Below are 26,366 nucleotides of genomic sequence, written 5' to 3'. Positions count from 1 at the left end.
ATCGGGAGGTCCACATGACGACACTGTTGATCCACAACGCGCGCCTGCTGGTGACGATGGACGCCCAGCGGCGCGAGATCGCCGACGGCGCCGTCTTCGCCCGCGACGGCGTGATCGAGGCGGTCGGCGCCAGCGCCGAACTGCCGCAGACCGCCGACGAGGTGATCGACGCACGCGATCAGGTCGTCATCCCCGGCCTGGTGAACACGCACCACCACATGTACCAGACGCTCACGCGCGTGATCCGCCCAGCGCAGGATTGCGAGCTGTTCGGCTGGCTGCAGACGCTCTACCCGATCTGGTCGCACCTGACGCCCGAAATGGTGCACGTGTCGACCCAGACCGCGATGGCCGAGCTGCTGCTGTCGGGCTGCACCACCAGCAGCGACCACCTCTACATCTTCCCCAACAGCGTGCGGCTCGACGACAGCATCGAAGCCGCCGCGCAAATCGGCATGCGTTTCCACGCCGCACGCGGCTCGATGAGCGTGGGCCAGTCGCAAGGCGGCCTGCCGCCCGACGGCGTGGTCGAGAGCGAGCCCGCCATCCTGCGCGAGACCCAGCGCCTGATCGAGCGCTGGCACGACCCGGCGCGCCACGCGATGCAGCGCATCGTGGTGGCGCCGTGCTCGCCGTTTTCGGTCAGCCGCGAGCTGATGCGCGATGCGGCGGTGCTGGCGCGCGAACACGGTGTCTCGCTGCACACCCACCTGGCCGAAAACGACAACGACATCGCCTACACGCGTGAGAAGTTCAACTGCACGCCGGCCGAATATGCCGAGCAGCTCGGCTGGGTCGGCCGCGACGTCTGGCACGCCCACTGCGTCAAGCTCGACGAAGCCGGCATCGCCCTGTTTGCGCGCACCGGCACGGGGGTGTCGCACTGCCCGGGATCCAACATGCGACTCGCCTCGGGCATCGCGCCGATCCGTGCCATGCGCGATGCGGGCGTGCCGGTGTCGATCGCGGTCGACGGCTCGGCCAGCAACGACAGCGGCCACATGCTCGGCGAGGCGCGGCTCGCGCTGCTGCTGCAACGCGTGGCGCACGGCCCGGTCAAGGGACCGAGTGCATTGACCGCGCGCGAGGTGCTCGAGATCGCCACGCGGGGCGGCGCCGCGGTGCTCAACCGCGACGACATCGGCGCGCTCGCGCCGGGCATGAGCGCCGACATCGTGACGATCCCGCTCGACGACATCGGCCTGGCCGGTGCGCACCACGACCCACTGGCCGCGCTGTTCTTCTGCCACGTGCCGCGCGTGAAGCACAGCATCGTCAACGGCCGCGTGGTGGTGCGCGACGGGCGCATCACGACGCTGGAACTGCCGGTGCTGATCGAGCGGCACAACCGGCTGGCGGCGGAGCTGGTCAACGCCTGACGCGACCGCACGCCAAGTCGTCGGCAGGTTAACGATCGGTTAGCACGGGCTCGGATGGCGGTCTGGCCGATCTCTGCGCCCGGCCAGGGTTGATGCGCATCAATGTCACGGGTGGGACGGCCCTGACAATGATCCGCATCGACTCGATCGGCAGCCACGGTGGCGAGCCGATCCAACCGCACCACCCCTGACCTCATGACCGCCCCGCTGCTACTGGCCTGGATCACCGCGGCACTGCTGCTTCAGTTGGCGCTGGGCATCGGTTTCGCGGTCTGGCGGCACAGCCGCAAGCCAGCGACGACGTCGCAAGGTGCCGGCGATGCCACCGTGCCCGAGGCGCAATTGGCGGCCGCGCGCTGGCGCGAATTCCGCGTCACGCGGCGCGAGTTCGAGGACCGCGCGCACAGCCAGTGTTCGTTCTACCTCGCGCCCGTCGACGGTGGGCCACTGGCACCGTTCAAGCCCGGCCAGTTCCTGACCTTTTCTCTGCAGGTGCCTGACAACGGCGCCGATGCGCGCGCAATCACCCGCTGCTACTCGCTGTCGGACGCACCCGACCCGGCGCACCACCGCATCACCATCAAACGCGTGGCCGCGCCGCCGGATCACCCCGAGTGGGCGCCGGGCCTGTCGTCGAATCACTTCCACGAGCGGGTGCAAGTCGGTGACGTGCTCAAGGTCAAGGCGCCGTCGGGTCATTTCTTCATCGACGCCGATGCCAGCGTGCCGGCGGTGCTGATCGGCGGTGGCATCGGCATCACGCCGATGATGAGCATGCTGCGCTGGTGCGTGACCGAACAGCCGCAGCGCGACGTGCACCTGTTCTACGGCCTGCGCAACAGCGACGAACACGCCTTCAAGGCCGTGCTCGAACAGCTGGCGCAGGACCATGCACGCCTGCATCTGCACGTGGTCTACAGCCGCCCGGGCCCGAACGACGTGGCCGGGCGCGACTATCAGCATCGCGGGCACGTCGACGTCGAGCTCCTGCGGCGCACGCTGCCACACGGCCGCCACGGCTTCTACGTCTGCGGACCGCCGGCGTTGATGGAGAGCCTGGTGCCGGCGCTGGTGACGTGGGGCGTGCCCAGGCAGGACATCCACTTCGAGGCCTTCGGGCCTGCCTCGGTGCGACTCGGCGACGCGCAGACCCGAGAGGCCGAGGCCGAGTTCGCCGAGCCGGTCGAGGTGGCATTTCAGCGCAGTGGCCGCACGCTGGTGTGGAATGGCGCGGACGCCAGCCTGCTCGACTTCGCCGAACGCCACGGCCTGGCTGTCGAGGCGGGCTGCCGCTCCGGCGGCTGCGGCAGTTGCGAGACGAAACTGCTGTCGGGCTCGGTGCGTTACGCGCGCCAGCCCGACCATGACGTGAAACCGGGCCACTGCCTGCTGTGCGTCGGCACACCGGGCTCGGCCCTGGTGCTCGAAGCCTGACCACGAACCCCACCATGCAAGCCAGACTGCTGCGCCGAGAAGTCCTTCCCTCCGTCCTCGCCTTCGTTGCGCTGGTCGTTGCGGCGCTGTTGATCGACGCCGTGCTGCACGTGTTGGACGCGGTCTGGATCGGGCGCTATCTGGGCATTGCGGGCACGCTGCTGATCCTGGGCTCGTTCCGCTACTCGCTGCGCAAGCGCAAGCTGATCCGCTCCGGCCAGCCGATGCAGTTGTTACGCAGGCATGAGTACCTGGCCTGGCTCGGCTCGTTGCTGATCCTGGTGCACGCGGGCATCCACTTCAACGCCATCCTCGGCTGGCTGGCCATCGTGGCGATGCTGGTCAACGTCGGCAGCGGCCTGACCGGCAAGTACCTGCTCGAACGCTCACGCCGCCGGCTCGACGAGGCGCGCCAGCGGCTGCGCCAGCAAGGCCTGTCGGCCGACGAACTCGAAGACCGCATGTACTGGGACAGCCTGACCTTCGACGTGGTCAAGAAGTGGCGGCTGGTGCACTTCCCGATCACGCTGGCCTTCGGCGTGCTCGCACTCGGGCACATCGTGGCGGTGTTCCTGTTCTGGGGCTGGAAATGACACGCCGCTGGCTGCTGGCCCTCATCTCGATCAACCTGCTGGCGCTGCTGGCGCTGGTCTTCATCTACCCGCATCTGATGGTGGCGCCCGGTGCGCTGGTGGCCGGTCATGCCGATGTGGCCGGCGACTGCTTTGCCTGCCATGCGCCGCTGCGCGGTGCCGACTCGCAACGTTGCGTGGCCTGCCACGCGGTGCCGGACATCGGCCTGCGCACGACAAAAGGCGTTGCAATGGCCACCCCGGCCGTCAAGGTCTCGTTCCATCAGGACCTGATCGAGAAGGATTGCATCGCCTGCCACACCGATCACGCCGGCCCCAAGCTCACCCACCGGGCGCGCAAGCCGTTCTCGCACACGCTGCTGCAGGTGGCCTCGCGCGAGCGCTGCGAGAGCTGCCACAAGGCGCCGACGAACAACGTGCACCGCGACCTGAGCGTGGGCTGCGCGCAATGCCACGAAACCGGTGGCTGGACACCCGCCACCTTCGATCACGCCCTGCTGGCCAAGGCCGTGCTGAACCGCTGCGAGGGCTGTCACAAGGCACCGACCGACAGCCTGCACCGCCAGATCCAGGGCAACTGCGGCCAGTGCCACGAGCAGCAGCGCTGGAAGCCTGCCACCTTCGACCACGACAAGCTGTTCCTGCTCGACGACGACCACAACGCCAAGTGCGTGACCTGCCACGTCAACAGCGACTACAGCCGCTACACCTGCTACGGCTGCCACGAGCACACGCTGGCCAACGTGCGTGAAGAACATGAGGAAGAAGGGATCCGCAACTTCTCCAACTGCGTCGAATGCCACCGCAGCGCCGACGAGGAGCCGCGCAAGAACGGCGGAGGCAAGCGGCGCGAGCGCGATTGATCGTCAATCCGCGCGAGAACCTGCACCCACGCCATTCCGGCCTGGAATAGCTGAGATTCGCTCACTGGGGTTCTCTGCAAACGCCATCGCCACGACCATGAGGGCACCGAGACAAGGAGCACTCAATGGCAAAGATGAAGGCCGCAATGGCCGCCGTGCTGGTGATGGAGAAAGAAGGCATCTCCCAGGCCTTCGGCGTGCCGGGTGCGGCGATCAACCCGCTGTATGCGGCGATGCGCGAGCGGCAGTCGATCGCGCACATCCTGGCCCGCCACGTCGAAGGCGCCTCGCACATGGCCGAGGGCTACACCCGCGCCAGGGCCGGCAACATCGGCGTGTGCATCGGCACCTCCGGGCCGGCCGGCACCGACATGATCACCGGCCTGTATTCGGCCATTGCCGACAGCATCCCGATCCTGTGCATCACCGGCCAGGCGCCGCGCTCACGGCTCTACAAGGAAGACTTCCAGGCCGTCGACATCGAGAGCATCAGCAAACCGGTCACGAAATGGAGCGTGACGGTGCGCGAGCCGGGGCTGGTGCCGCGCGCCTTCCAGCAGGCCTTCCACCTGATGCGCTCGGGCCGCCCGGGCCCCGTGCTGATCGACCTGCCGTTCGACGTGCAGATGGCCGAGATCGAGTTCGACATCGACACCTACGAGCCGCTGCCGGTCTACAAGCCCGCCGCCACGCGCCGCCAGATCGAGCGTGCGCTCGACATGCTGGCCGCCGCGCACAAGCCGCTGATCGTGGCCGGCGGCGGCATCATCAACGCCGACGCGGCCGCGCTGCTGGTCGAGTTTGCCGAGCTGACGGGCGTGCCGGTGATTCCGACGCTGATGGGCTGGGGCGCGATCCCCGACGACCACCCGCTGATGGCCGGGATGTGCGGCCTGCAGACCAGCCACCGCTACGGCAACGCGACGATGCTGGCGAGCGACTTCGTGCTCGGCATCGGCAACCGCTGGGCGAACCGCCACACCGGCAGCACCGAGGTCTATTGCAAGGGCCGCACCTTCGTGCACGTCGACATCGAGCCCACGCAGATCGGCCGCGTCTTCACGCCCGATTTCGGCATCGTCAGCGATGCGAAAGCGGCACTCGAACTCTTCGTGCAGGTGGCGCGTGAGCGCAAGGCCGCCAGCCAGTTGCGCAACTTCAGCGACTGGGCCCAGCGCTGCGCCGAGCGCAAGCAGCTGATGCACCGCAAGACCCACTACACGCAGACGCCGATCAAGCCGCTGCGCGTGTACGAGGAGATGAACAAGGCCTTCCCGCGCGACACGATCTACGTCACGACCATCGGCCTGTCACAGATCGCCGGCGCGCAATTCCTGCATGTCTACGGGCCGCGCCAGTGGATCAACTGCGGCCAGGCCGGCCCGCTGGGCTGGACCATCCCTGCCGCGCTCGGTGTGGTGGCGGCCGACCCGACACGCACGGTGGTCGGGCTGTCGGGCGACTACGATTTCCAGTTCCTGATCGAGGAGCTGGCGGTGGGCGCGCAGTTCCGCCTGCCTTATGTGCAGGTGCTGGTCAACAACAGCTACCTCGGCCTGATCCGCCAGAGCCAACGCGGTTTCGAGATGGACTACTGCGTGCAGCTGGCGTTCGAGAATCAGAACGTCGACGACCCCGCGCTGCAGAGCTACGGCGTCGATCACCAGGCCGTCGTGCAGGGCCTGGGCTGCAAGTCGCTGCGCGTGACCGACCCCGAGAAGATCGAGGCCGCGCTGATCGAGGCCCAGGCCATGGCGCAGCAATACCGCGTGCCGGTGGTGGTGGAGGTGATCCTCGAGAAGGTCACCAACATCGCGATGGGCACCGAGATCGACAAGGTCAACGAGTTCGAAGAGATCGACTGCCGCCACCCCGAAGGCCGACAAGGCCTGGAGATGGCCGGCCTTCTGGAATGAAGAGGAGTTCATTGATGCCCCGTTTTGCCGCCAACCTCTCGATGCTGTTCACCGAGGTGCCTTTTCTCGATCGTTTCGAACGTGCCGCGATGGCCGGGTTCGAGGCGGTGGAGTTCCTGTTTCCCTATGCCTGGAGCGCCCACGAGATCCGTCAGAAGCTCGATCAGAACGGGCTGAAGCCGGTGCTGTTCAACCTGCCACCCGGCGATTGGGACGGCGGCGAGCGTGGCATTGCCTGCCACCCGGATCGCATTGAAGAGTTCCGCGCCGGGGTCACGCAGGCGGTCGAATACGCCCGCGTGCTCGGTGTGCATCAACTGCATTGCGTGGCGGGCAAGCGCCTGGCCGGTGTCGACGAGGCGACGCATCGGCGCACCTATGTCGAGAACCTTCGGCATGCGGCAGCCGAATTGAAGAAGGCGAACTTGCGGCTGCTGATCGAGCCGATCAATCATTTCGACATCCCGGGCTTCTATCTGAACGGCACGAAGCAGGCGATCGAGATCCTCGATGAAGTGGGCGCCGACAACCTGCTGCTGCAGTACGACATCTATCACGCCCAGCGCACCGAGGGCGAGCTGGCCGCGACGATGCAGCGGCTGCTGCCGCGCATCGGCCACATGCAGCTGGCCGACAACCCCGGCCGCAACGAGCCCGGCAGCGGCGAGATCAACTACGCCTTCCTGTTCGGCCACATCGACCGCATCGGCTACGACGGCTGGATCGGCTGCGAATACAAACCCGCCGGCCGGACCGAGGACGGGCTGGGCTGGCGCCAGCGCCTGGCGCAATGACGTGCATCGCGACACGACAAGGATTGAAACGATGACTTCGCAATCACTCAAGCTCGGTTTCATCGGCCTGGGCATCATGGGCGCGCCGATGGCCGGCCACCTGATCCGCGCCGGCCACACGCTGTTCGTGCACACACGCGGCAAGCTGCCGGCCGCGATCGTCGACAGCCCCGCGATCGCCTGCGCCAGTGCGCGCGAAGTGGCACAGCGCGCCGACATCATCTTCACGATGGTGCCCGACACGCCGGACGTGCAGAAGGTGCTGTTCGACGAGGGCGGCGTGGCGGCTGGATTGACCGCCGGCAAGACCGTGGTCGACATGAGCAGCATCTCGCCGATCGACACCAAAACCTTCGCCCAGAAGATCAACGCACTCGGCTGCGACTACCTCGACGCGCCGGTTTCCGGCGGCGAGGTGGGCGCGAAGAACGCCACGCTGTCGATCATGGTGGGTGGCGACGAGGCGGTGTTCGAGCGCGTCAGGCCGCTGTTCGAGCTGATGGGCAAGAACATCACGCTCGTGGGCGGCAATGGCGACGGCCAGACCGCCAAGGTGGCGAATCAGATCATCGTGGCGCTCAACATCGAGGCGGTGGCCGAGGCGCTGCTGTTCGCGGCCAAGGCGGGCGCCGATCCGGCGCGGGTGCGGCAGGCGCTGATGGGCGGCTTCGCGTCGAGCCGGATCCTCGAGGTGCACGGCGAGCGCATGGTCAAGCGCACGTTTGCGCCGGGCTTTCGCATCGAGCTGCATCAGAAGGACCTCAACCTGGCGCTGGCCAGCGCGCGCTCGCTCGGTGTCAGCCTGCCCAACACGGCCACCGCGCAGGAGCTGTTCAATTCATGTGCCGCACATGGTGGCAAGGGCTGGGACCACTCGGCAATGGTGCGGGCTTTGGAGACAATGGCCCACTTCGAGATCGGCCAGCAGCCCGGCTGATGCCAGCGGCTGACGGACAGGGCCGATCCACACTCACGACCGACGATCGGCGACGATCACGAAAGGCCCAGATGCCCCAGCCCGCCTCCTCCCAGGCCCATCAAGCCCAGTTGCTACGCCGCCTGTTCGACGCGGCGATCGCGTCGGCCCAGCCGGCCGTCTGCATCCCGCCGCACTTGCCCGATCCGGCCACGCTCGGCAGCGGCCGGCTGATCGTGATCGGCGCGGGCAAGGCCTCGGCGGCGATGGCGCGCGCGGTCGAGCAGCATTGGCGCGGGCCGAAGTCGCAGCTCGGCGGGCTGGTGGTCACGCGCTACGGTTACGCGGTGCCGTGCGAGCACATCGAGATCGTCGAGGCCGCCCACCCGGTGCCCGACGCCGCCGGCCTGGCCGCCGCCGAGCGCCTGCTGGCACTGGTTCAGGGCCTGACGGCCGACGACTTCGTGCTGTGCCTGATCTCGGGCGGCGGTTCGTCGCTGCTGCCGCTGCCGCTGCCGGGGCTGACGCTCGATCACAAGCAGGCCGTCAACCGCGCGCTGCTGAAATCGGGCGCCACGATCAGCGAGATGAACTGCGTGCGCCGCCATCTGTCGGCCATCAAGGGCGGGCGGCTGGCCGCGGCCTGCCATCCGGCTCGGGTGCTGACGCTGCTGCTGTCGGACGTGCCGGGCGACAACCCGATCGACATCGCCTCCGGCCCGACGGTGCCAGATCCGACCACGTGTGACGATGCGCTGGCGATCGTGCGCCGCTACGGCATCGAGCTGCCCGATGCCGTGCGCGAGGTGCTGGAAAGCGGCCGCGGTGAATCGCTCAAGCCGGGCGACGAGCGCCTGGCGCGCATCGAGACCCGCATGATCGCGACGCCGCAGATGGCGCTCGAAGCAGCAGCGGCGCTGGCGCGTGAAGCGGGCTACACGCCCTACATCCTGGGCGACGCGCTCGAAGGCGAGGCGCGCGACGTCGGCAAGGTGCTCGCGGGTATCGCGCTGCAGGTGGCGCAGCGCGGCCAGCCGGTCGCCGCGCCGTGCGTGCTGCTGTCGGGCGGCGAGACGACGGTGACGGTGCGCGGACAGGGCCGCGGCGGGCGCAACGTCGAGTGCCTGCTGTCGCTGGGCATCACGCTGGCCAGCCACCCGCGCATCCACGCGCTGGCGGGCGACACCGACGGCGTCGACGGCCAGGAGGAGATCGCCGGTGCGATCTTCACGCCACACACGCTGACCCGTGCCTGGGCGATGGGCGTCAAGCCGCTCGATCGCCTGGCTGAAAACGATGGCCACGGCTTCTTCGAGGCGCTGGGCGACGCGGTGGTGACCGGGCCGACGCTGACCAACGTCAACGACTTCCGCGCCATCCTGATCGACGCGCAGGGCTGAGCCGGGCGGCTACGCCGCGCGCTGCGCCAGCGCCCAGCCGATGTGCTCGGCGAGCATGTCGTCGGGCTCGGGCAGCGCCGACTGCAGCGCGGCGGCGATGGCCGCATCACCCGTCTCGCGCCAGGCGTTGCCCAGCGCCACCGCCAGGTTGCGCCGCCAGCGCCGATGGCCGATGCGGCGGATCGCGCTGCCTTCGGTGTGGCGCAGGAAGGCCGCCTCGTCCCAGCCCCACAGCTGCAGCAGCGTGGCCGAGACCAGCGGCGCACGCGCGTCGAAATCGGCCAGCGGGCTGCGCTGCGCGTACTTGTTCCAGGGGCAGATCAGCTGGCAGTCGTCGCAGCCGTAGATGCGGTTGCCGATCGCCGCGCGCAGTTCGATCGGGATCGGGCCGTCGTCCTCGATCGTCAGGTAGCTGATGCAACGGCGCGCGTCGAGCCGGTAGGGCGCGACGATGGCGCGGGTCGGGCAGACGTCGATGCAGGCGCTGCATTGGCCGCAATGCGGCGTGACCGGCGGCGTGGGCGGCAGGGCCAGGTCGACGTAGATCTCGCCGAGAAAGAACATCGAACCCGCCGCGCGGTCGAGCAGCAGCGTGTGCTTGCCGCGCCAGCCGAGTGCGCTGCGGCTGGCGAGTTCGACCTCGAGCACCGGCGCCGAGTCGCAGAACACGCGGTGGCCGAACGGCCCGACGGCCTGCGCGATCCGGTCGGCCAGGCGTTGCAGGCGCTGGCGCAGCACCTTGTGATAGTCGCGACCGCGGGCGTAGATCGAGATCACCGCCTCGCCGGGGCTTTGCTGGCGCGCCCGCTCGTGCTCGCGCCAGTCGGGCGGGGTGTCGCGTGGCAGGTAGTCGAGGCGGGCGGTGATGACGCGCACGGTGCCGGGGATGAGTTCGGCCGGGCGGGCGCGCTTGAGGCCGTGGGCGGCCATGTACTGCATGTCGCCGTGGAATCCGGCGGCCAGCCACGCCGTCAGGCCGGGCTCGGCGCTGGCGAGATCGACGTCGGCCACACCGATCTGGGAAAATCCCAGCGTCCGGGCCCATTCCTGCAGTTGCTCGAGCAGGGCCGGCGCGTCGATTGGAAGGTCTGACATCCGGTGATTCTAGAAACGCTGTCCCTGCACTGGCCCGACGAGGCGGCCTGCGCCGCCACCGCCGCCCGCCTGGCGCGCCACCCCGGCCTGCGCCGCGCCTGCATCGAGCTGCACGGCCCGCTGGGTGCGGGCAAGACCACGCTGGTGCGCCACCTGCTGCGCGCGCTGGGCGTGAGCGGGCGCATCAAGAGCCCGAGCTACGCGATCGTCGAGCCCTACGAGCTGCCCGCCGGTGAGTCGGGCGAGGCCGGCGCGGCGTGGCACTTCGACTTCTACCGTTTCGGCGATCCGCTCGAATGGGAGGACGCCGGCCTGCGCGATCTCTTTGCCAGCCCCGGGCTCAAGCTGGTGGAATGGCCCGAGCGGGTGGCCGGCCTGTTGCCCGCCGCCGACCTGCGCATCATCATCGAGCCGCAACTCGACGCCGGCCGGCAGGTGCAGCTGCAGCCCGGCACCGCGCTCGGCCGCGAGCTGATCTCCGATTGACCGCCCACGCTCACCAAGGACGCCCCGCATGAAGTACGACGCGACGCGCCACGGGCACTTGCCGGCCCCTCTGTCGACCCCGCCCACCGATGATCTGCCCGCCATGCATCGGCGCGGCTGGTTCCGCCAGGCCGGCGCCTGGGTGCTGATGCTCGGCGCGCCCGATCTGGTGCGCGGCGCCAACCTGGTGGCGGTGCGGGTCTGGCCGGCGGCCGACTACACGCGGGTGACGATCGAATCCGACCAGGCGCTGGTGACGCGCCATTTCGCGATCGACCAGCCGCCGCGGCTGGCGATCGACATCGACGACCTCGAGCTCAGCCCGCAGCTGCGCGACCTGGTCGCCAAGGTCGGCAACCACGACCCGCACATCGAGAAGGTGCGGCTGGGCCAGAGCGAGCCGCGCAAGGTGCGCATGGTGTTCGACCTGAAGAGCCCGAGCGAGCCGCAGGTGTTCACGCTGGCGCCGATCCCGCCGTACCGGCACCGGCTGGTGTTCGACCTGCGCCCGAGCAAGCCGCCCGATCCGCTGCTGCTGCTGGTGCGCGAACGCGAGACGGCGCTCGGCAACGCCAGCCAGGCGGCCAACCACGAGGCCGAGCAGGCCGCGTCCGACGTCGACGACGCGCTGGGCGAATTCATCGGCCGCATCGACTCGCCCGGCGCCACGCCGCCGCCCGCGCTGCCGGGTCAGCCCGGCGACGGCCCGGCCGTGGCCAGGACGCCCGAGGCGGTCGAGCCCGACCGGCCCGCCTGGCCGCCGGCCTCGGCGCCGACACCCGGGCCGGCGCAAGCCCCGGTTCCTGCGACCGCATCGGCGCCGCCGTCGGCACCCGCCGCGCCGGTGCGCCCGCCGGCCGTGCCACCGGGCCGTGCCGGCATCAACCGGCTGGTGATCGTGGCGATCGATCCCGGCCACGGCGGCGAGGACCCGGGCGCGATCGGGCCGAGCGGGCTGCGCGAGAAGGACGTCGTGCTGCAGATCGCCAGGCAGCTGCACGACCTGATCAACACCCGCCCCGGCATGCGCGCGATGCTGACGCGCGACGCCGACTTCTTCGTGCCGCTGCAGGACCGCGTGCGCAAGGCGCAGCGGGTGCAGGCCGACCTGTTCATCTCGGTGCACGCCGACGCCTTCATGCTGCCGCGCGCGCGTGGTGCGTCGGTGTTCGCGCTGTCCGAGCGCAGCGCCAGCAGCGCCGCGGCACGCTGGATGGCGCAGCGCGAGAACCGCGCCGACGCGATCGGCGGCATCAACATCAACGTCAAGGCCAACGACCGCCACGTGCTGCGCGCGCTGTTCGACATGAGCACCAGCGCGCAGATCAAGGACAGCCTGCGCATCGGCCGCGAGGTGCTGGGCCACATCGGCCAGGTCGGCAAGCTGCACAAGAACCATGTCGAGCAGGCCGGCTTCGCGGTGCTGAAGGCGCCCGACATCCCGTCGATCCTGGTCGAGACCGGCTTCATCACCAATCCCGAGGAAGAACGCCAGTTGCGCAGCCCGGCCTACCAGGCGCGTCTGGTCAAGGCGCTCTACACCGGCGTCGTGCGCTATTTCGCGCGCAACCCGCCGCTGGCGCGCAACCGCATGCTCTGACGCCGGCGGCCGTTAGGCTCGGAGCATGAACACACGCGCCACCCGATCCGCCCCGACCGCCATGACCCTGCTCGCGGCAGCCCTGGCCTGCGCGCCCGCCGTCGGCTCGGCGCAGTTGCGCCTGAGCGGCGAGCTGCCGCAGTCTCAGCCCTGCCCGGCCGCGCTGCCCGCCGGCAGCACCTGCCTGGCCGGGCGCGACTACCTCGGCGCCTCGGTCTGGCTGGCGAAACCGGCGCAGTGGAACGGCCAGCTGATCGTGTTCGCGCACGACGGCTCCGATCTGGCCGAGCCCGGCCCCGCGCGCAGCCGGCAGGACCTGTCGCGCTGGGCCGTCTGGCTGCAGGCCGGCTACGGCTGGGCGGGCTCGTCGTACCGCCAGGGCGGGCTCGAGATGCAGGCTGCGGTCGACGACACCGAGCGCGCCCGCCAGGCCTGGGTGGCGGAGTTCGGCGCGCCGCAGCGCACGCTGCTGCACGGCCACGGCTGGGGCGCAGGCGTGGCCACCCACGTGGCCGCGCGCTACACCACGCCCGATCTGCACCCGCGCCGCCCCGGCACCGGCCGGCCGCCGTATGACGCGCTGCTGCTGAGCAACGGCGTGCTGGTCGGCGCCGGCCGCGCCTACGACGGCTGGCTCGACCTGCGCGTGGTCTACCAGGCGGTCTGCAACAACCACCCGCGCCCCGACGAGCCCGTCTACCCGCTGTGGATGGGCCTGCCGCCGGCCGGCAGCGGCCAGGCCGGCCTGACGCGAGCCGAACTGGCGCAGCGGGTCGAGGCCTGCACGGGGCTGTCGAAGCCGCCCGGCCAGCGCAGCGCCGCGCAGCGCCAGGCCCTGCAGACGCTGACCGGCGTCACCCGCATCCCCGAGAGCGCCGTGCAGACGCTGCTGGCCGACGCCACCTGGCAGTTCCAGGACATCGTCTGGCGCAAGCTCAAGGGCAAGAATCCGTTCGGCAACGAGGGCGTGCGCTACACCGGATCAGGCGACGACGAGGCGCTGAACCGCCAGGTGCCGCGCTACGTGTCCGACCCGGCGGCACGCGCCGCCCTGGCCGACGACACCGATCCGGCCACGCGCCTGAACCTGCCGGTGCTGACGCTGCACGCCGTGCGCGACCCGATCGCGCCGGTCGAATACGAAACCGAGTTCCGCCGCGTGCTGGCCGAGGTCGGCAATGCCGGACGCCTGCTGCAGCTCTACACCGACGACGATGCGCACGACGGCATCACCGATGCGCAGGCGCTGAGCGCCGCGGCGGCGCTGTCGGACTGGCTCGACCAGCAGAAGATGCCGCTGCCCGCCGACGTCGCCGACACCTGCCGGCAGCTCGCGCCGCGCTGGAAACCGGCCAGCGACTGCCGCTACCTGAGCCGCTACCAGAACGCACCGCTGGCCAGCCGGGTGAGCGAGCGGCAGCGCGAAACGGTGCCGTCGCTGGTGAAGGGATCGGGGCCGGCCGTCATGCTGCCGGCTGCTGCTGCCGTGGCACCTGCCGTACCGGCAGCACCGGCGCCCGGGCCAGCCTCGGCGCCGCGTTGACGCGGCAGCCCACCTGCGCCCGGTTCAGGTCTGGCCGACCGGGCTGCTTTCGCGCTTGCGGGCGCGCCAGGCGCCGAAGATCGCCAGCAGGCCGGGCACGATCAGCAGCGCCCAGATGATCTTCTCGAGGTTCATCTTCACCCACGGCACGTTGCCGAACAGGTAGCCGGCGACCGTGATGCCCACCACCCACAGCAGCGCGCCGATGCAGTTGTACATCGCGAAACGCAGCCGGGACATCGCTGCCACGCCGGCCACGAAGGGCGCGAAGGTGCGGATGAACGGCATGAAGCGCGCCAGCACGATCGTGATGCCGCCGTAGCGCTCGTAGAACGCGTGCGCCTGCAGGAAGGCGCGCTTGTTGAAGAAGCGCGACTGCTCCCACTGGAACACCCGCGGCCCCAGGCGCTGGCCGATGCTGTAGTTGAGCTGGTCGCCCAGGATCGCCGCCACCAGCAGCAGCGCGATGGTCAGCGGCAGGCTCAGCAGGCCCAGGCCGCACATCGTGCCGACCACGAACAGCAGCGAGTCGCCCGGCAGGAACGGCATCACCACCAGGCCGGTCTCGACGAAGATGATCGCGAACAGCAAGACATAGATCCAGGCGCCGTGATCGGTCACGAACTGGTTGAGGTGCTGGTCGACGTGCAGCACGAAGTCGATCAAGAGGGTTATCCATTCCATGGCACGGATTATCCCGGAGCACATCTGTGCACAGCCCGTCACAATTTGGCACATTTATCAATTAGGGCTCATGACAAGGCCCGATGTGGCCGGCACACTGCGCCGCACTTGAATCCGCCCTCCTGCCCGGCTCTTGCCGCAACCCTCTGACCTGCCCTCCACGATGCGCCGCCGTTCCCTGGTCCTGACTGCCGCCGGCATCGGCATGGGCCTGCCCACGGGGGTGGTCGCGGCCGGAAGCGATCTCCTGCTGGGCCGCTTCGCCCCGCCGGGCGGCGCGCGCGGCCCGGCGCTGCGCGATTTCCAGGCCGGCATCCAGCTCGCGCTCGACAGCGCCAACGCGCGCGGCGGCATCGGCGGGCGCAAGCTGCGCTGGGTGCCGGTGGACGATCAGCAGCCGGCCCAGATGCTGGCGATCAAGGCCCAGCGCCTGGCCACCGAACCCGGTTTCGTCGCCTGGCTCGGCCCGATCGGCCCGGTGCAGGGCCCGACGCTGGCGCAGATGCCGGCCGACACCCGCGCCCCCGCGATCGGCGGCCTGGGCATCGGCGACCGACAGCGCGAACAGGTGCGCGGCTGGCATTTCCACGTCCGCGCCAGCCAGGCGCGCGAGGCCGAGGCGCTGGCCCGCCACCTCGCCACCGTCCGGCTGACCCGGGTGGCCGTGGTCACGCCCGGCGATCCGGCCGGCGCGACGCTGGCCTCGCTGCTGGGTGCGGCGCTGGCGCGCGAGGGCATCAAGACCCTGGCGCAAGCCGCCGTCACGCCCGACCCCGCGACCGTGCACGAGGCCACCCGCAAGCTGATGGCGCTCGATCCGCAGGCGCTGGTGCTGGCGCTGCCGGCGGCGCAGTCGATCCAGATGATGGAGATGGCCGCCGCGCTGAACCGCCATCCGGGCTTCTTCTCGATGTCGATGGGCGGCGAAGAGACCCTCGCCGCCGGCGCACTCAAGCTCGCGAGCGGCCTGGCCGTGGCGCAGGTGGTGCCCTACCCCTGGAGCCAGACCGACCCGCAGATCCTGTCGTACCGGCGCCTGTGCGAGCCCGCGCAGGTCAGGATCGGCTACGCCAGCCTGGAGGGTTTCATCACCGCCCAGGTGCTGATCGAGGCCCTGCGGCGCTGCGGCCGCGAGCTCGGCCGCAGCCAGCTGCGCGCCATGCTGACGGTGCTGCAGATGAACTGGGGCGGCATGGAGATCGACTTCAGCCGCGGCGAGATCGGCGGCTCGCGCTTCGTCGAGATGGTGCAGGTCGGCCCCGGCGGGCGCTACATCCGCTGAGCACTGACCGGGCGAGGGCGGCCCGGAAGGCCGCTTCCTACAATCCCGGCCCATGACCCTGCCCCCGTCCACCGCGTCCGGCGCCACGCGCCGCGCCATCCGCGAACTGCCCGACGAGCTGATCAGCCAGATCGCCGCCGGCGAGGTGATCGAGCGCCCCGGCTCGGTGGTGCGCGAGCTGCTCGACAACGCGCTCGACGCCGGCGCGCGCCAGATCACGCTGCGACTGGCCGCCGGCGGCGTGCGCGCGATCCTGGTCGAGGACGACGGCGCCGGCATCCCCGCCGACGAACTGCCGCTGGCCCTCAAGCGCCACGCCACCAGCAAGATCACGAGCCTGCACGACCTGGAGCAGGTCGGCACGATGGGCTTCCGCGGCGAGGCGCTGGCGGCGCTGGGCGCGGTGGCCGAACTGGCCATCACCAGCCGCACCGCCGACAGCGCGCACGCGATGCGCATCGACGCCCGCAGCGGCGAGCTGGCACCGGCGGCGCGCTCGGTCGGCACCACGGTCGAGGTGCGCGAGCTGTTCTTCGCCACGCCGGCGCGGCGCAAGTTCTTGAAGACCGACGCCACCGAGCTGGCGCACTGCCTCGAAGCGGTGCGCCGCCACGCGCTGGCGCGGCCTGCGGTGGCGTTTGCGGTCTGGCACGAAGGCCGGCTGCTCGAACAGTGGCGCGCCGGCACGCCCGAGCAGCGTGTGCGCGACGTGCTGGGCGAGGAGTTCATCGCCGCCAGCCGCGAGGTCACGGCGCAGGCCGGCCCGCTGCAGGTCTACGGCCGCGTCGGCCTGCCCGAGGCCGCCCGCGCCCGCGCCGACCTGCAATACGCCTACGTCAACGGCCGCCACGTGCGCGACCGGCTGGTCGCCCACGGCGTGCGCTCGGCCTACGAGGACGTGCTGCACGGCAGCCGCCAGCCCAGCTACGTGCTGTTCGTCGACGTGCCGCCGGAGCGGGTCGACGTCAACGTGCATCCGACCAAGAGCGAGGTGCGTTTCCGCGACTCGCGCGAGGTGCACCAGGCGCTGCGCCGCTCGGTCGAGGCCGCGCTGGCGCTGCCGCGGCTGCACGAGGCCGGTGCTGCGCCGGCGGACGGACCGGCCGCCGTCGAGCCGACCGGGGCCCCGCCGAACGCACCGATCGATCGCAACCCCGACGTCTGGACCGGCAACCCGACCGCGTCGACTGCATCAACCGCCTGGCGCGCGCCCTACCCGGTGCAAGGCAGCCTCGCGCTGCAGCAGGCGGCGCAACTGCATGCGCGCGAGATGCCGCCGGGCTTCTCCGGTTCACCCGGCTACTCAACGGCGCCGAGCGGCGATCCGGCCACGGCCTTCCCGCTGCGCACCGACCACGCCGCCGTCGATCCGCAAGACGAGTGGCCGCTCGGCCGCGCGCTGGCGCAACTGGGCGGCGCCTACGTGCTGGCGGAAAACCGCCGCGGGCTGGTGATCGTCGACATGCACGCGGCGCACGAGCGCATCGTCTACGAGCGGCTCAAGCAGAGCCTGGCGTCACGACGCGGCGCGGCTGAAGGCAACGAAAACGGCGCGCCGGGCATCGAGGCTCAGCCGATGCTGATCCCGGCCACCTTCGCCGCCACGCCGACCGAGATCGCCACCGCCGAGGTGCACGCGGCCACGCTGCTGCAGCTGGGCCTCGACCTGACGCCGCTGTCGGCCGGCGTGCTGGCGCTGCGTTCGCGCCCGGCCGCGCTGCGTGATGCCGACCCGGTGGCGCTGGCGCGCTCGGTGCTGGCCGAACTCGGCCAGAGCGCCACCGGCGAGGCCAGCACGCTGGTGCAGCGCGCGCACGACGAGATCCTGGCCACGATGGCCTGCCACGGCGCGGTGCGCGCCAACCGGCGCCTGACACTCGAAGAGATGAACGCGCTGCTGCGCGACATGGAAACCACCGACCGCGCCGACCTGTGCAACCACGGCCGACCGACCTGGCGTCAGGTCACGCTGCGCGAGCTCGACACGCTGTTCCTGCGCGGGCGCTGATCACAGGTCGAGCACCGTGCGCACCTCGTCGAGCGTGATCTGGCCGGCCACCATCTTCTCGACCGCCTCCTGGCGCAGCGTGCGCATGCCGTCCTTCTGGGCCTGGCGCTGCAGGTTCCAGGCCGGCGCACCGGCGCGGATCAGGCGGCGCAGCTCGCGCGTCACCACCAGCAGCTCGTGCACCGCCAGCCGGCCGCGCTGGCCGGTGTGGCCGCAGCGCTCGCAACCGGGGCTCTGGAAGCGGCGCAGCCGGCCTTCGCGGCCGAAACGCTCGAGCCAGCTGCGCAGCAGCGCCTCGCGTTCGGGCAGCGGATCGGCCACCACGGCGCCGTGGAAATAGCCTTCCACCCATTCCTCGATCTCGGTCTCCTTGGCGCTGCGGCTCATGCGGCAGGCGCTGCACATGCGGCGCAGCAGGCGCTGGCTGTGCACGCCCAGCAGCGCGTCCGACAGATCCCACGGCGTGACGCCCTGGTCCATCAGCCGCATCACGGCGTCGCAGGCGTTGCGACCGGTCATCGCGCCGATCACCAGCCGGCCCTGCAGCGCCGCGTCGACCGCCACGCGGGCGGTGCCGACGTCGCCGATGTGGCCGACCATCAGCACGTCGGCGTCGGTGTTGAGCAGGGTGCGCAGGCCGGATTCGTAGGTCTGCCCCTCGTCGGGGTGGACCTGCATCTGGCGCAGGCCCGGCTGGGTCAGCTCGATGCGGTCCTCGAGCGTCCAGATGCGCCGCTCGGGGCGGTTCAGGTGTGCCAGGCTGGCGTGCAGGCTGGTGGTGCGCCCCGATCGCGCCGGGCCGACACACAGGATCAGGCCGGCCGGCCGGTCGAGCAGGCCCTTCAGCCGCTCGACCTCGGGCGCTGCCATGCCCAGCGCATCCAGCGCCATCGGCTTGAGGCGCGACGGCAGGCCGATCACGACGTCCTCGAGGCCGTTCTGGGTCGGCAGCACGTGCACCCGCAGGTCGATCTTGTGCTGCGGCACCAGTCGGCCGAACGCCAGCCGGCCCTCCTGCGGACGGCGGGTTTCGCTGACGTCGAGCTCGCACAGGGCCTTGATGCGCGCGATCAGCGGCACCCGGTAGGTCGCCGGCAGATCGGTGTGCGGCTCGAGCCGGCCGTTGCGGCGCAGGCGCACCTGCAGCTTGTCGTCGGGCCCGAGGGTTTCGATCTGAACGCTGCTGGCGCCGCGGCCCAGCGCATCGAGCACCAGGTTGGCCAGCGTCTGCAGCAGCGGGCTCTCGTGGCGATCGGCGCTGCTGCGGGCCCGGCTGGACGCCTCGGCATCGGCGGCGGCGGCCTGGGCCTGGCGCTCGTGGCGCGGCACCGGCTTGCCGGGCGACGGCGCAGCGACGGGCGCGGGTTCGGCGTGGCGAGCCTCGATCGACGGAGCCTGCGCCGGCGTGACATCGACCGTCGGGGCGTCGACCGGCCAGCCGGCCGGCACGGTGATCGGCAGGTCGACTTCGGCGTGCTCGTGGGTGGCTGCCGCGTGAGGGTCCGACGGATGGGCCAGCGGCTGGGTCGGCGTGTGGTCGACCGGGTGCGGCAGGTCGGCCGCGTCGTGGCCGGCCAGGCCGGTCAGCTCCGTCACCTCGACACCCATCGCCTCCAGCGAGATCAGCGGGAAACCCGCGTCGGCCGCGTCGGCGACCGACATCGGGCCTTCGTTGGGCCGCAGCGTGTCCTGCACGACGACTGGAGGCGCCGGTGGCGGCAGGGTCGGGACGGTCACGGGCAGCTCCACCGGCAGATCCACCGACGGGCCCGCCGCCCGGCGCAGCGCGGCGGCCGGGAAATGCGCGGGCGGCATCGGCGTGCGCCGTGCCGGCAGGTCGTCGACCGGCGTGTATTCGATCAGGTCGGACGTCACCTGGCTGTAGGCGCGCTCGATCGCCTCCGCCAGGCCGGTGCCGCCGGCCAGCGTCGGGGCGATGTGGGATTGCGTTAGGCGCTGCAGTTCCTCGATCACCGACTGCTGGCTGGCGTCGTGCATCGCTACCACCAGCCGGCCGCCGCGGCGCATCAGCGGCAACACCTGCAGGCGCCGGGCGGCCGGTGCCGGCAGCAGCGGGATCAAGGCCGGGTCGACCGGGAAACCGGCGACATCGACCACCGGATAACCCATCTTGCGGGCCAGCGCGATGCGCAGCTGCTCGCCTTCGACCAGGCCTTTTTCGACCAGCAGCTCGCCCAGCGGCTGGACCCGGTCGGTGCGCTGCAGCTGCAGGGCTTCCTGCAGCTGCTTGTCGGTCAGATAGCCCAGCGCCACCAGCGCCTCGCCCAGGCGCACCGACGGCATGCGGGCCTGCTTGTCGAGCGCGGTCAGCAGCTGTTCGGGGGTCACGATCTGGCGCTCGACCAGCTGTTCGCCGAGCTTCTTCTGGCGCTGGGTCTGCTGCTGCAGCAGCACCTGTTCGAGCTGTTCGGGCGTGGTGGCCTGCTGCTCGATCAGCATCTGGCCGAGCCGCTCGCCGATCTGGAACTGCTCGATCGCCACCCGCGGCACGAAGATGCGCTGCACCGAGCCCAGCCCGTCGAGCGGCGCGAACAGGAACAGGCCGACCGGCATCTCGACATGGCCGACCGTGCGCCCGGCCATGCTGGCGCCGCCCATCAGCTGCACCGTGTACGACTGGCTCTGGTGATGCGCCAGCACCTGGTCGGGCGGATCGCCGGCGGCGTCGGCCACCATCGCCGCGCTCAGCGGTGCCAGGCTGCGCTTGAGCGTGAGGCGGCGGATCTGGTTGAAGCGCAGCGCCATCGGCACCCGCTCGGGCGGCACCTGCACGCGCACCAGGCCTTCTTCGGGCTCGAACGACACCATCAGCCCGGCCATCAGGTTGCCGGTGCGGCCCTCGATCTCGCACGGCTCGGGCTCGAGCGCGGGCACCGGCAGCGGGTAGGCGGCCAGCGGCGGAGTCGGCCAGGCAAAGGATTTCTTCGACGCCGACGCCTTGCCGGGCGCCTGCACGGGCAGCGCGCCGGTGCCGCGACGCAGCTCGTCGGGCGTGGGGACCAGCGACAGGGACGGCAGGGAAATTTGGGACATGGTGGGCCTCGTCATCAGCAGGATGGCCGATGCCACCCGCCGCGGCGCACAGCGACCGCGACACCCTGATCCTAGAGAACCCCGCACGCCGCGAAGGCGCGATAAACGGGCCGAAGGTGGCCCGTCTTGCCGCCCGGACCACGCGGCTTGCGTGCAGGCCGGGCGGGCGCCGGGCTCAGGCAGCCGCGTCGGGCGCCGCGGCCACGTCGTGCGCGGCCATCAGTTCCAGCGCCTTGACCAGCGCCGAGTGGTCGAGCTGATCCCAGCCCTGCGCGGCGCACACCTGCATCAGCTGCGCCGCGTTGGCGGTGCTGGGCAGCGCCACGCCCAGCGCCTTGGCGCCCTGCAGCGCCAGATTCAGGTCCTTCTGGTGCAGGCCGATGCGAAAACCCGGGTTGAAGGTGCGCTTGATCATGCGTTCGCCATGCACCTCGAGGATGCGGCTGGACGCGAATCCGCCCATCAGCGCCTGCCGCACCTTGGCCGGATCGGCGCCGGCCTTGCTGGCGAACACCAGCGCCTCGCCGACCGCGGCGATGTTGAGCGCGACGATGATCTGGTTGGCCACCTTGGTGATCTGGCCCGCGCCGACGTCGCCCACGTGCGTGATGTTCTTGCCCATCAGCGCCAGCAGCGGCTGGATGCGCGCGAACGCCGCCTCGCTGCCGCCCACCATGATCGTCAGGCTGGCGGCCTTGGCGCCGACCTCGCCGCCGCTGACCGGCGCGTCGACGTAATCGCAGCCGAGCGCGGCGATCTGCCTGGCGAAGACCTGGGTCTCGATCGGCGAGATGCTGCTCATGTCGACGACGGTTTTCCCAGCGCTCAGACCGGAGGCCACGCCGTTTTCGCCGAACAGCACCTTCTGCACGTCGGGGGTGTCGGGCACCATCGTGAAGACCACGTCGGCGCGCTGCGCCACTTCGGCGCCGCTGGCGCAGGCCACCGCACCGGCCGCGCCCAGCGCCGCCGGCACCGCGCTGCGGGTGTGCACGAACAGTTCATGGCCGGCGGCCAGCAGATGGCCCGCCATGGGCGCGCCCATGATGCCGAGGCCGATGAATCCGAGTTTCATGGGAGTTCCTTTCGTATTTCGTCTTGCTTCAGTAAGTGGCCGAGCCCGTGCCCGCCACGGCAGCCGGCGCAGCGCGCATCTGCGCCAGCACCTGCTGCGAGCCCGCCGCCATCAGCCGCGCATCCGAGCTGACTGTGACGAAGCGGAAGCCCTTGGCGACCCGCGCCAGCGCGCCCTCGGGCACGCCGTTGTGGATGCCGGCCTTCAGGCCGTGCGCGGTGGCGCGTTCGAGGATGTGCTCGATCGCCTGCGCCACCGGCGGGTCGACGTCGTCGAACACCGGCCGGCAGCCCATCGACAGCGACAGGTCCGACGGCCCGATGTAGATCGCGTCCAACCCCTCGACCGACAGGATCGAATCGAGCTTGTCGAGCGCCTGCGCGGTCTCGATCATGGCGAAGGTGACGATGGTGTCGTTGGCGTGCTGCGGGTAGTCGGCGCCGGCGTACAACGTGGCGCGCACCGGGCCGAAGCTGCGGGTGCCACGCGGCGCGTAGTGGCTGTAGGCCACCAGCTTCTGCGCGTCCTCGCGGCTGTTGACCATCGGGCAGATGATCCCGTAGGCGCCGGCGTCGAGCGTCTTGCCGATGATGCCGGGCTCCAGCCACGGCACGCGCACGATCGGCACCGTGGCGGTGGTGGAGATCGCCTGCAGCATCGTCACCATCGCCGGGTAGTCGACCACGCCGTGCTGCAGGTCGATGGTCAGCGTGTCCCAGCCCTGATGCGCCATCACCTCGGCAGAGAAGCTGTCGGGGATGGCCAGCCAGCCGTTGACGGCGGCCTGGTCGTTGCGCCACAGCGTGCGCAGGCGGTTCTCTCTCATGGGCGTCTCCAGTGCGAGGTCGGTTTCAGGCCGAGGGCGCCGCGGAGACCAGGCGTCCCTCGGCGAAGAAACTCTGCAGGTTGTCGAACACCCGGTCGGCCATGGCCTGGCGGGTCTCGCGGGTTGCACTCGCAATGTGGGGCAGCAGCACGACGTTGTCGAGCGCCATCAGGGCAGCCGGCACACGCGGTTCGTCCTCGAACACGTCGAGCCCGGCGCCGGCGATGCGCCGGTCGGCCAGCGCCTGCACCAGCGCCGGCTCGTCGATCACCGAGCCGCGCGCCACGTTGATCAGGAAACCGTCCGGCCCCAGCGCGTCGAGCACCTCGGCGTTGACCAGGTGGCGCGTGGCCGGCCCGCCGGCGGTGATGACCACCAGGAAGTCGGCCCAGCGCGCCAGCTCCAGCAGCGACGGCTCGTGCACCCAGGCCACGCCGTCGACCGGCCGGCGCGAGTGGTAGCGCACCGGCATCTCGAAACCGGTCGAACGCTGCGCGATGGTGCGGCCGATGCGGCCCAGGCCGACCAGCCCCAGCCTCGCGCCGCTGACCTTGCGCGCCAGCGGAAACGGGCCCTGGAGCCAGTCGCCGCGCCGCACGAAACGGTCGGCCGCGCTCATGCCGCGTGCGGCGTCGAGCATCAGCCCGAAGGCGATGTCGGCCACGCAGTCGTTGAGCACGTCGGGCGTGTAGCCCACGGCGATGCCGCGGGCGTGGGCGGCGGCCACGTCGACCTTGTCCAGCCCGACGCCGAAGTTGGAGATCACCCGCAGCCGCGGCAAGGCGGCGAGCATGGCGGCGTCGACGCCGGTGGCGGCCGACGTCACCAGCGCCTCGAACTCGCCGCCGTGCGCGGCCAGGTAGGCGGCGGGGTCGGCCTGGTCGGCCAGCGTGCTCAGGTCGTAGCTCTGCGCGAGGCGGGCTTCGAGGGCGGGCGGCAGGCGGCCGACGTTGATCAGGCGGGTGCGCATGGTGCGGCCCGGCTCAATCGATCTTGACGCCGCCCTGGGCGACGACCTTCGCCCAGCTCTTGCGCTCGCGCTCGAAGAAGCTGCCGAACTCGGTCGGCGACATGGTGTAGACCTCGGCGCCCTGCGACACCAGGCGCTCGCGCACCTCGGGCGAACGGATGATGCGGGTCAGCTCGGCATTGAGCCGCGTGACCTGCGCGGCCGGCATGCCCGCGGGCACCAGCAGGCCTTGCCAGGTGCCCGACTCGAAGCCCTTCACGCCCTGCTCGGCGATGGTCGGCACCTGCGCCAGCAGCGGCACGCGCGTCGACTTGGACACCCCCAGCACCTTCAGCTTGCCCGACTGCACGTGCGGCAGGGTGGCGAGCATGCCGTTCATCAGCACCTGCGTCTGGCCGGCCACCGTGTCGCCGATGGCCTGCGAGCCGCCCTTGTACGGGATGTACTGCCACTGCGCGCCGGTGGCCTTCTCGACCGCCACGCCGGCCAGGTGCGGCGCGCTGCCGATGGCGGTGACGGCAAAGTTGAGCGGCGTCTTCTTCGACAGCGCCACCAGTTCCTGCAGGTTGTTGGCCGGCACCGACGGGTGCACCACCAGCAGGTGCGGCGAATAGGCCAGCATGGCCACGCCGCGCAGGTCCTTCGACGGATCGAAAGGCAGCTTGGCGTAGACCGACGCGGTGATCGCCAGCGCGCCCACGTCGCACAGCAGCAGCGTGTGGCCGTCGTTGGCCTTGGCGACGAAGTCGGTGCCGGTGTTGCCGTTGGCGCCGGGCTTGTTCTCGACGATCACGGTCTGCTTGAGCGCGTCACCCAGCGGCCCGCTGATGGCGCGCGCGATGATGTCCGACGAGCCGCCCGGCGGGTAGGGCACGACGATGCGCAGCGGCTTGTTCGGCCACTCCTGCGCCGCCACGGGCAAGGCCGCGGCAAGCAGGGCGATCAGGGTCAGGCGTCGGAAGTTCATGGGTGTCTCCGGTGGATCGAGGGGGCTGGGATCAGGCCTGCGTGTAGGCGGTCTTGACGGTGGTGTAGAACTCGGCCGCGTAACGGCCCTGCTCGCGCGGGCCGTGGCTCGACCCCTTGCGGCCGCCGAACGGCACGTGATAGTCCACACCCGCGGTCGGCAGGTTGACCATCACCATGCCGGCCTGGGCGTGGCGCTTGAAGTGGGTGGCGTGTTTCAGGCTGGTGGTGGCGATGCCCGAGGCCAGGCCGAACGGCGTGTCGTTGGCCAGCGCCAGCGCCTCGTCGTAGTTCTTCGCGCGCATCACGCTGACCACCGGGCCGAACACTTCTTCGGTGTTGATGCGCATCGCGGCCGTCGTTTCGGTGAACAGCGCCGGACGCATGTAGAAGCCCGGCGCGCCGTCGGTGTTGCGCTCGATCGCCTCGCCGCCCGCGGCCAGCGTGGCGCCTTCGGCACGGCCGATGCCGATGTAGTCGAGGTCCTGCGCGAGCTGCTTCTCGTCGACCACCGGGCCGATGTCGGTGCCGGCCTTGCGGGCGTCGTCGACCTTGAGCGTCTTCATGCGCTCGACCATCGCGGCCACGAAGCGGTCGTGGATGCCTTCGGTCACGATGATCCGGCTCGACGCCGTGCAGCGCTGGCCGGTCGAGAAGAAACCGCTGTTGATCGCGGCATTGACGGCCACGCCCAGGTCGGCGTCGTCGAGCACCACGAACGGGTTCTTGCCGCCCATCTCGAGCTGGAACTTGGCCATGCGCGCCACGCAGGCCGCCGCCACCTTCTGGCCCGTCGCCACCGAGCCGGTGAAGCTGATCGCGTTGACACGCGCGTCGTCGAGCAGCACCGCGCCCACTTCGGAGCCACGCCCCATCACCAGGTTGAACACGCCCGCCGGCAGGCCGGCGCGGTGCAGGATGTCGGCCAGCGCCCAGGCCGAGCCCGGCACCAGGTCGGCCGGCTTCATCACCACCGTGTTGCCGAAGGCCAGCGCCGGCGCGAGCTTCCAGGCGGGAATGGCGATCGGGAAGTTCCACGGCGTGATCAGGCCGACCACGCCGACGGGCTCGCGCGTGACTTCGACGCCCACGCCCGGGCGCACCGACGGCACGCTGTCGCCCGACAGGCGCAGCGCCTCGCCGGCGAAGAACTTGAAGATGTTGCCGGCACGCACGACTTCGCCGATCGCCTCGGGCAGCGTCTTGCCTTCTTCGCGCGCCAGCAGGTCGCCCAGTTCGGCGCGGCGCGCCAGGATCTCGCTGCCGGCGGCGTCGAGCACGTCGAAGCGCTGCTGCGGCGTGGTCAGCGACCAGGCCGGGAAAGCCGCCGTGGCCGCGGCCACCGCCTGGCGCGCCTGCGCGGCATCGGCCTGCGCGTATTCGCCGACCACGTCACGCGTGTCCGACGGGTTGATGTTGCGCGAGACGCGTGCGCCTTCGACCCATTCGCCGGCTATCAGGTTCTTGAACATCGGGGAGCGT

General features: G+C 70.7%; 21 protein-coding genes. 13 read left to right on the top strand and 8 right to left on the bottom strand.

All coding sequences use genetic code 11. From position 1 onward, the window contains the following. Nucleotides 1-14 precede the first annotated feature (14 nt). The 8 genes from LCHO_RS05710 (at nt 15) to LCHO_RS05675 (ending at nt 9,295) form a co-directional block, all read left to right on the top strand. Nucleotides 15-1,379, top strand: a complete 1,365-nt coding sequence (locus LCHO_RS05710) for an 8-oxoguanine deaminase (protein WP_012346171.1) — start codon at nt 15-17, stop codon at nt 1,377-1,379. A 195-nt stretch (nt 1,380-1,574) separates the two neighbouring features. Then, nucleotides 1,575-2,813, top strand: coding sequence for a 2Fe-2S iron-sulfur cluster-binding protein (locus LCHO_RS05705; RefSeq protein WP_012346169.1), 1,239 nt, complete (start codon nt 1,575-1,577; stop codon nt 2,811-2,813). A gap of 14 nt (nt 2,814-2,827) precedes the next feature. Next, nucleotides 2,828-3,406, top strand: coding sequence for a hypothetical protein (locus LCHO_RS05700; RefSeq protein ID WP_012346168.1), 579 nt, complete (start codon nt 2,828-2,830; stop codon nt 3,404-3,406). Next, the gene (locus LCHO_RS05695; RefSeq protein ID WP_012346167.1) at nt 3,403-4,269 is read left to right on the top strand and encodes a cytochrome c3 family protein; all 867 of its coding nucleotides are present in this window, start codon (nt 3,403-3,405) and stop codon (nt 4,267-4,269) included. The genes LCHO_RS05700 and LCHO_RS05695 overlap by 4 nt, the downstream gene beginning before the upstream one ends. Before the next feature lie 125 nt (nt 4,270-4,394). After that, nucleotides 4,395-6,185, top strand: a complete 1,791-nt coding sequence (gcl, locus tag LCHO_RS05690; RefSeq protein WP_012346166.1) for a glyoxylate carboligase — start codon at nt 4,395-4,397, stop codon at nt 6,183-6,185. A 14-nt stretch (nt 6,186-6,199) separates the two neighbouring features. After that, on the top strand, nt 6,200-6,979 hold the full coding sequence (gene hyi, locus LCHO_RS05685) for a hydroxypyruvate isomerase (protein ID WP_012346165.1): 780 nt from the start codon (nt 6,200-6,202) through the stop codon (nt 6,977-6,979). 31 nt (nt 6,980-7,010) lie between these two features. Next, nucleotides 7,011-7,916 (top strand): 2-hydroxy-3-oxopropionate reductase, encoded by a 906-nt coding sequence (gene glxR / locus LCHO_RS05680; protein WP_012346164.1) that lies wholly within the window; start codon nt 7,011-7,013, stop codon nt 7,914-7,916. A 71-nt stretch (nt 7,917-7,987) separates the two neighbouring features. Further along, complete coding sequence (locus tag LCHO_RS05675) at nt 7,988-9,295, top strand: glycerate kinase type-2 family protein (protein WP_012346163.1); 1,308 nt, start codon at nt 7,988-7,990, stop codon at nt 9,293-9,295. A gap of 9 nt (nt 9,296-9,304) precedes the next feature. Here LCHO_RS05675 and queG read toward each other — a convergent pair whose 3' ends face one another. Next, nucleotides 9,305-10,390, bottom strand: a complete 1,086-nt coding sequence (gene queG, locus LCHO_RS05670) for a tRNA epoxyqueuosine(34) reductase QueG (RefSeq protein WP_012346162.1) — start codon at nt 10,388-10,390, stop codon at nt 9,305-9,307. Nucleotides 10,391-10,393: 3 nt separating this feature from the next. Between queG and tsaE the strand changes: the two genes are divergently transcribed. From tsaE to LCHO_RS05655, 3 genes are all read left to right on the top strand, one after another. Further along, nucleotides 10,394-10,876 (top strand): tRNA (adenosine(37)-N6)-threonylcarbamoyltransferase complex ATPase subunit type 1 TsaE, encoded by a 483-nt coding sequence (gene tsaE / locus LCHO_RS05665; protein WP_012346161.1) that lies wholly within the window; start codon nt 10,394-10,396, stop codon nt 10,874-10,876. Nucleotides 10,877-10,904: 28 nt separating this feature from the next. Continuing rightward, a complete protein-coding gene (locus LCHO_RS05660) occupies nt 10,905-12,476 on the top strand; it encodes an N-acetylmuramoyl-L-alanine amidase (RefSeq protein ID WP_012346160.1) in 1,572 nt (523 codons plus the stop codon). Nucleotides 12,477-12,537: 61 nt separating this feature from the next. Beyond that, nucleotides 12,538-14,019 carry a hypothetical protein gene (locus LCHO_RS05655; protein WP_050757296.1) on the top strand — a complete coding sequence of 494 codons (1,482 nt, stop codon included), beginning with the start codon at nt 12,538-12,540 and terminating at the stop codon, nt 14,017-14,019. Nucleotides 14,020-14,043: 24 nt separating this feature from the next. Here the strand turns inward: LCHO_RS05655 and LCHO_RS05650 are convergent, their stop codons facing one another. Next, the gene (locus tag LCHO_RS05650) at nt 14,044-14,703 is read right to left on the bottom strand and encodes a DedA family protein (RefSeq protein ID WP_012346158.1); all 660 of its coding nucleotides are present in this window, start codon (nt 14,701-14,703) and stop codon (nt 14,044-14,046) included. 163 nt (nt 14,704-14,866) lie between these two features. Between LCHO_RS05650 and LCHO_RS05645 the strand changes: the two genes are divergently transcribed. Together LCHO_RS05645 and mutL are read left to right on the top strand one after the other, a co-directional pair. After that, the gene (locus LCHO_RS05645; RefSeq protein ID WP_012346157.1) at nt 14,867-15,985 is read left to right on the top strand and encodes an ABC transporter substrate-binding protein; all 1,119 of its coding nucleotides are present in this window, start codon (nt 14,867-14,869) and stop codon (nt 15,983-15,985) included. Between the two features lie 52 nt (nt 15,986-16,037). Next, the gene (gene mutL, locus LCHO_RS05640; protein ID WP_012346156.1) at nt 16,038-17,993 is read left to right on the top strand and encodes a DNA mismatch repair endonuclease MutL; all 1,956 of its coding nucleotides are present in this window, start codon (nt 16,038-16,040) and stop codon (nt 17,991-17,993) included. Here the strand turns inward: mutL and LCHO_RS21980 are convergent, their stop codons facing one another. The 6 genes from LCHO_RS21980 to LCHO_RS05605 form a co-directional block, all read right to left on the bottom strand. After that, nucleotides 17,994-21,047: a GspE/PulE family protein gene (locus LCHO_RS21980; protein WP_012346155.1), complete on the bottom strand. Its 3,054-nt coding sequence runs from the start codon at nt 21,045-21,047 to the stop codon at nt 17,994-17,996. It abuts the gene before it with no gap. Between the two features lie 175 nt (nt 21,048-21,222). Further along, the gene (locus LCHO_RS05625) at nt 21,223-22,122 is read right to left on the bottom strand and encodes a 2-hydroxy-3-oxopropionate reductase (RefSeq protein ID WP_012346154.1); all 900 of its coding nucleotides are present in this window, start codon (nt 22,120-22,122) and stop codon (nt 21,223-21,225) included. Between the two features lie 28 nt (nt 22,123-22,150). Then, nucleotides 22,151-22,948, bottom strand: a complete 798-nt coding sequence (locus LCHO_RS05620) for an HpcH/HpaI aldolase family protein (RefSeq protein WP_012346153.1) — start codon at nt 22,946-22,948, stop codon at nt 22,151-22,153. Between the two features lie 25 nt (nt 22,949-22,973). Then, complete coding sequence (locus tag LCHO_RS05615) at nt 22,974-23,918, bottom strand: 2-hydroxyacid dehydrogenase (RefSeq protein ID WP_012346152.1); 945 nt, start codon at nt 23,916-23,918, stop codon at nt 22,974-22,976. Between the two features lie 13 nt (nt 23,919-23,931). Beyond that, nucleotides 23,932-24,885, bottom strand: coding sequence for a Bug family tripartite tricarboxylate transporter substrate binding protein (locus tag LCHO_RS05610; protein WP_012346151.1), 954 nt, complete (start codon nt 24,883-24,885; stop codon nt 23,932-23,934). Between the two features lie 31 nt (nt 24,886-24,916). Next, nucleotides 24,917-26,356: an aldehyde dehydrogenase family protein gene (locus LCHO_RS05605; RefSeq protein ID WP_012346150.1), complete on the bottom strand. Its 1,440-nt coding sequence runs from the start codon at nt 26,354-26,356 to the stop codon at nt 24,917-24,919. Between the last annotated feature and the right edge of the window lie 10 nt (nt 26,357-26,366).

The organism is Leptothrix cholodnii SP-6, from assembly GCF_000019785.1.
Classification (GTDB): Bacteria; Pseudomonadota; Gammaproteobacteria; order Burkholderiales; family Burkholderiaceae_C; genus Sphaerotilus; species Sphaerotilus cholodnii.
This window is presented reverse-complemented; position numbering and strand designations above follow the sequence as displayed.

What these genes read in the sequence shown, in the direction of transcription:
- LCHO_RS05645 (WP_012346157.1), top strand. Translation starts at nt 14,867, where the DNA reads ATGCGCCGCCGTTCCCTGGTCCTGACTGCCGCCGGCATCGGCATGGGC.
- queG (WP_012346162.1), bottom strand. Translation starts at nt 10,390, where the DNA reads ATGTCAGACCTTCCAATCGACGCGCCGGCCCTGCTCGAGCAACTGCAG.
- LCHO_RS05705 (WP_012346169.1), top strand. Translation starts at nt 1,575, where the DNA reads ATGACCGCCCCGCTGCTACTGGCCTGGATCACCGCGGCACTGCTGCTT.
- LCHO_RS05655 (WP_050757296.1), top strand. Translation starts at nt 12,538, where the DNA reads ATGACCCTGCTCGCGGCAGCCCTGGCCTGCGCGCCCGCCGTCGGCTCG.
- LCHO_RS05695 (WP_012346167.1), top strand. Translation starts at nt 3,403, where the DNA reads ATGACACGCCGCTGGCTGCTGGCCCTCATCTCGATCAACCTGCTGGCG.
- LCHO_RS05625 (WP_012346154.1), bottom strand. Translation starts at nt 22,122, where the DNA reads ATGAAACTCGGATTCATCGGCCTCGGCATCATGGGCGCGCCCATGGCG.
- hyi (WP_012346165.1), top strand. Translation starts at nt 6,200, where the DNA reads ATGCCCCGTTTTGCCGCCAACCTCTCGATGCTGTTCACCGAGGTGCCT.
- gcl (WP_012346166.1), top strand. Translation starts at nt 4,395, where the DNA reads ATGGCAAAGATGAAGGCCGCAATGGCCGCCGTGCTGGTGATGGAGAAA.
- LCHO_RS05660 (WP_012346160.1), top strand. Translation starts at nt 10,905, where the DNA reads ATGAAGTACGACGCGACGCGCCACGGGCACTTGCCGGCCCCTCTGTCG.
- LCHO_RS05700 (WP_012346168.1), top strand. Translation starts at nt 2,828, where the DNA reads ATGCAAGCCAGACTGCTGCGCCGAGAAGTCCTTCCCTCCGTCCTCGCC.
- mutL (WP_012346156.1), top strand. Translation starts at nt 16,038, where the DNA reads ATGACCCTGCCCCCGTCCACCGCGTCCGGCGCCACGCGCCGCGCCATC.
- LCHO_RS05620 (WP_012346153.1), bottom strand. Translation starts at nt 22,948, where the DNA reads ATGAGAGAGAACCGCCTGCGCACGCTGTGGCGCAACGACCAGGCCGCC.
- LCHO_RS21980 (WP_012346155.1), bottom strand. Translation starts at nt 21,047, where the DNA reads ATGTCCCAAATTTCCCTGCCGTCCCTGTCGCTGGTCCCCACGCCCGAC.
- LCHO_RS05675 (WP_012346163.1), top strand. Translation starts at nt 7,988, where the DNA reads ATGCCCCAGCCCGCCTCCTCCCAGGCCCATCAAGCCCAGTTGCTACGC.
- LCHO_RS05615 (WP_012346152.1), bottom strand. Translation starts at nt 23,918, where the DNA reads ATGCGCACCCGCCTGATCAACGTCGGCCGCCTGCCGCCCGCCCTCGAA.
- glxR (WP_012346164.1), top strand. Translation starts at nt 7,011, where the DNA reads ATGACTTCGCAATCACTCAAGCTCGGTTTCATCGGCCTGGGCATCATG.
- LCHO_RS05605 (WP_012346150.1), bottom strand. Translation starts at nt 26,356, where the DNA reads ATGTTCAAGAACCTGATAGCCGGCGAATGGGTCGAAGGCGCACGCGTC.
- LCHO_RS05610 (WP_012346151.1), bottom strand. Translation starts at nt 24,885, where the DNA reads ATGAACTTCCGACGCCTGACCCTGATCGCCCTGCTTGCCGCGGCCTTG.
- LCHO_RS05710 (WP_012346171.1), top strand. Translation starts at nt 15, where the DNA reads ATGACGACACTGTTGATCCACAACGCGCGCCTGCTGGTGACGATGGAC.
- LCHO_RS05650 (WP_012346158.1), bottom strand. Translation starts at nt 14,703, where the DNA reads ATGGAATGGATAACCCTCTTGATCGACTTCGTGCTGCACGTCGACCAG.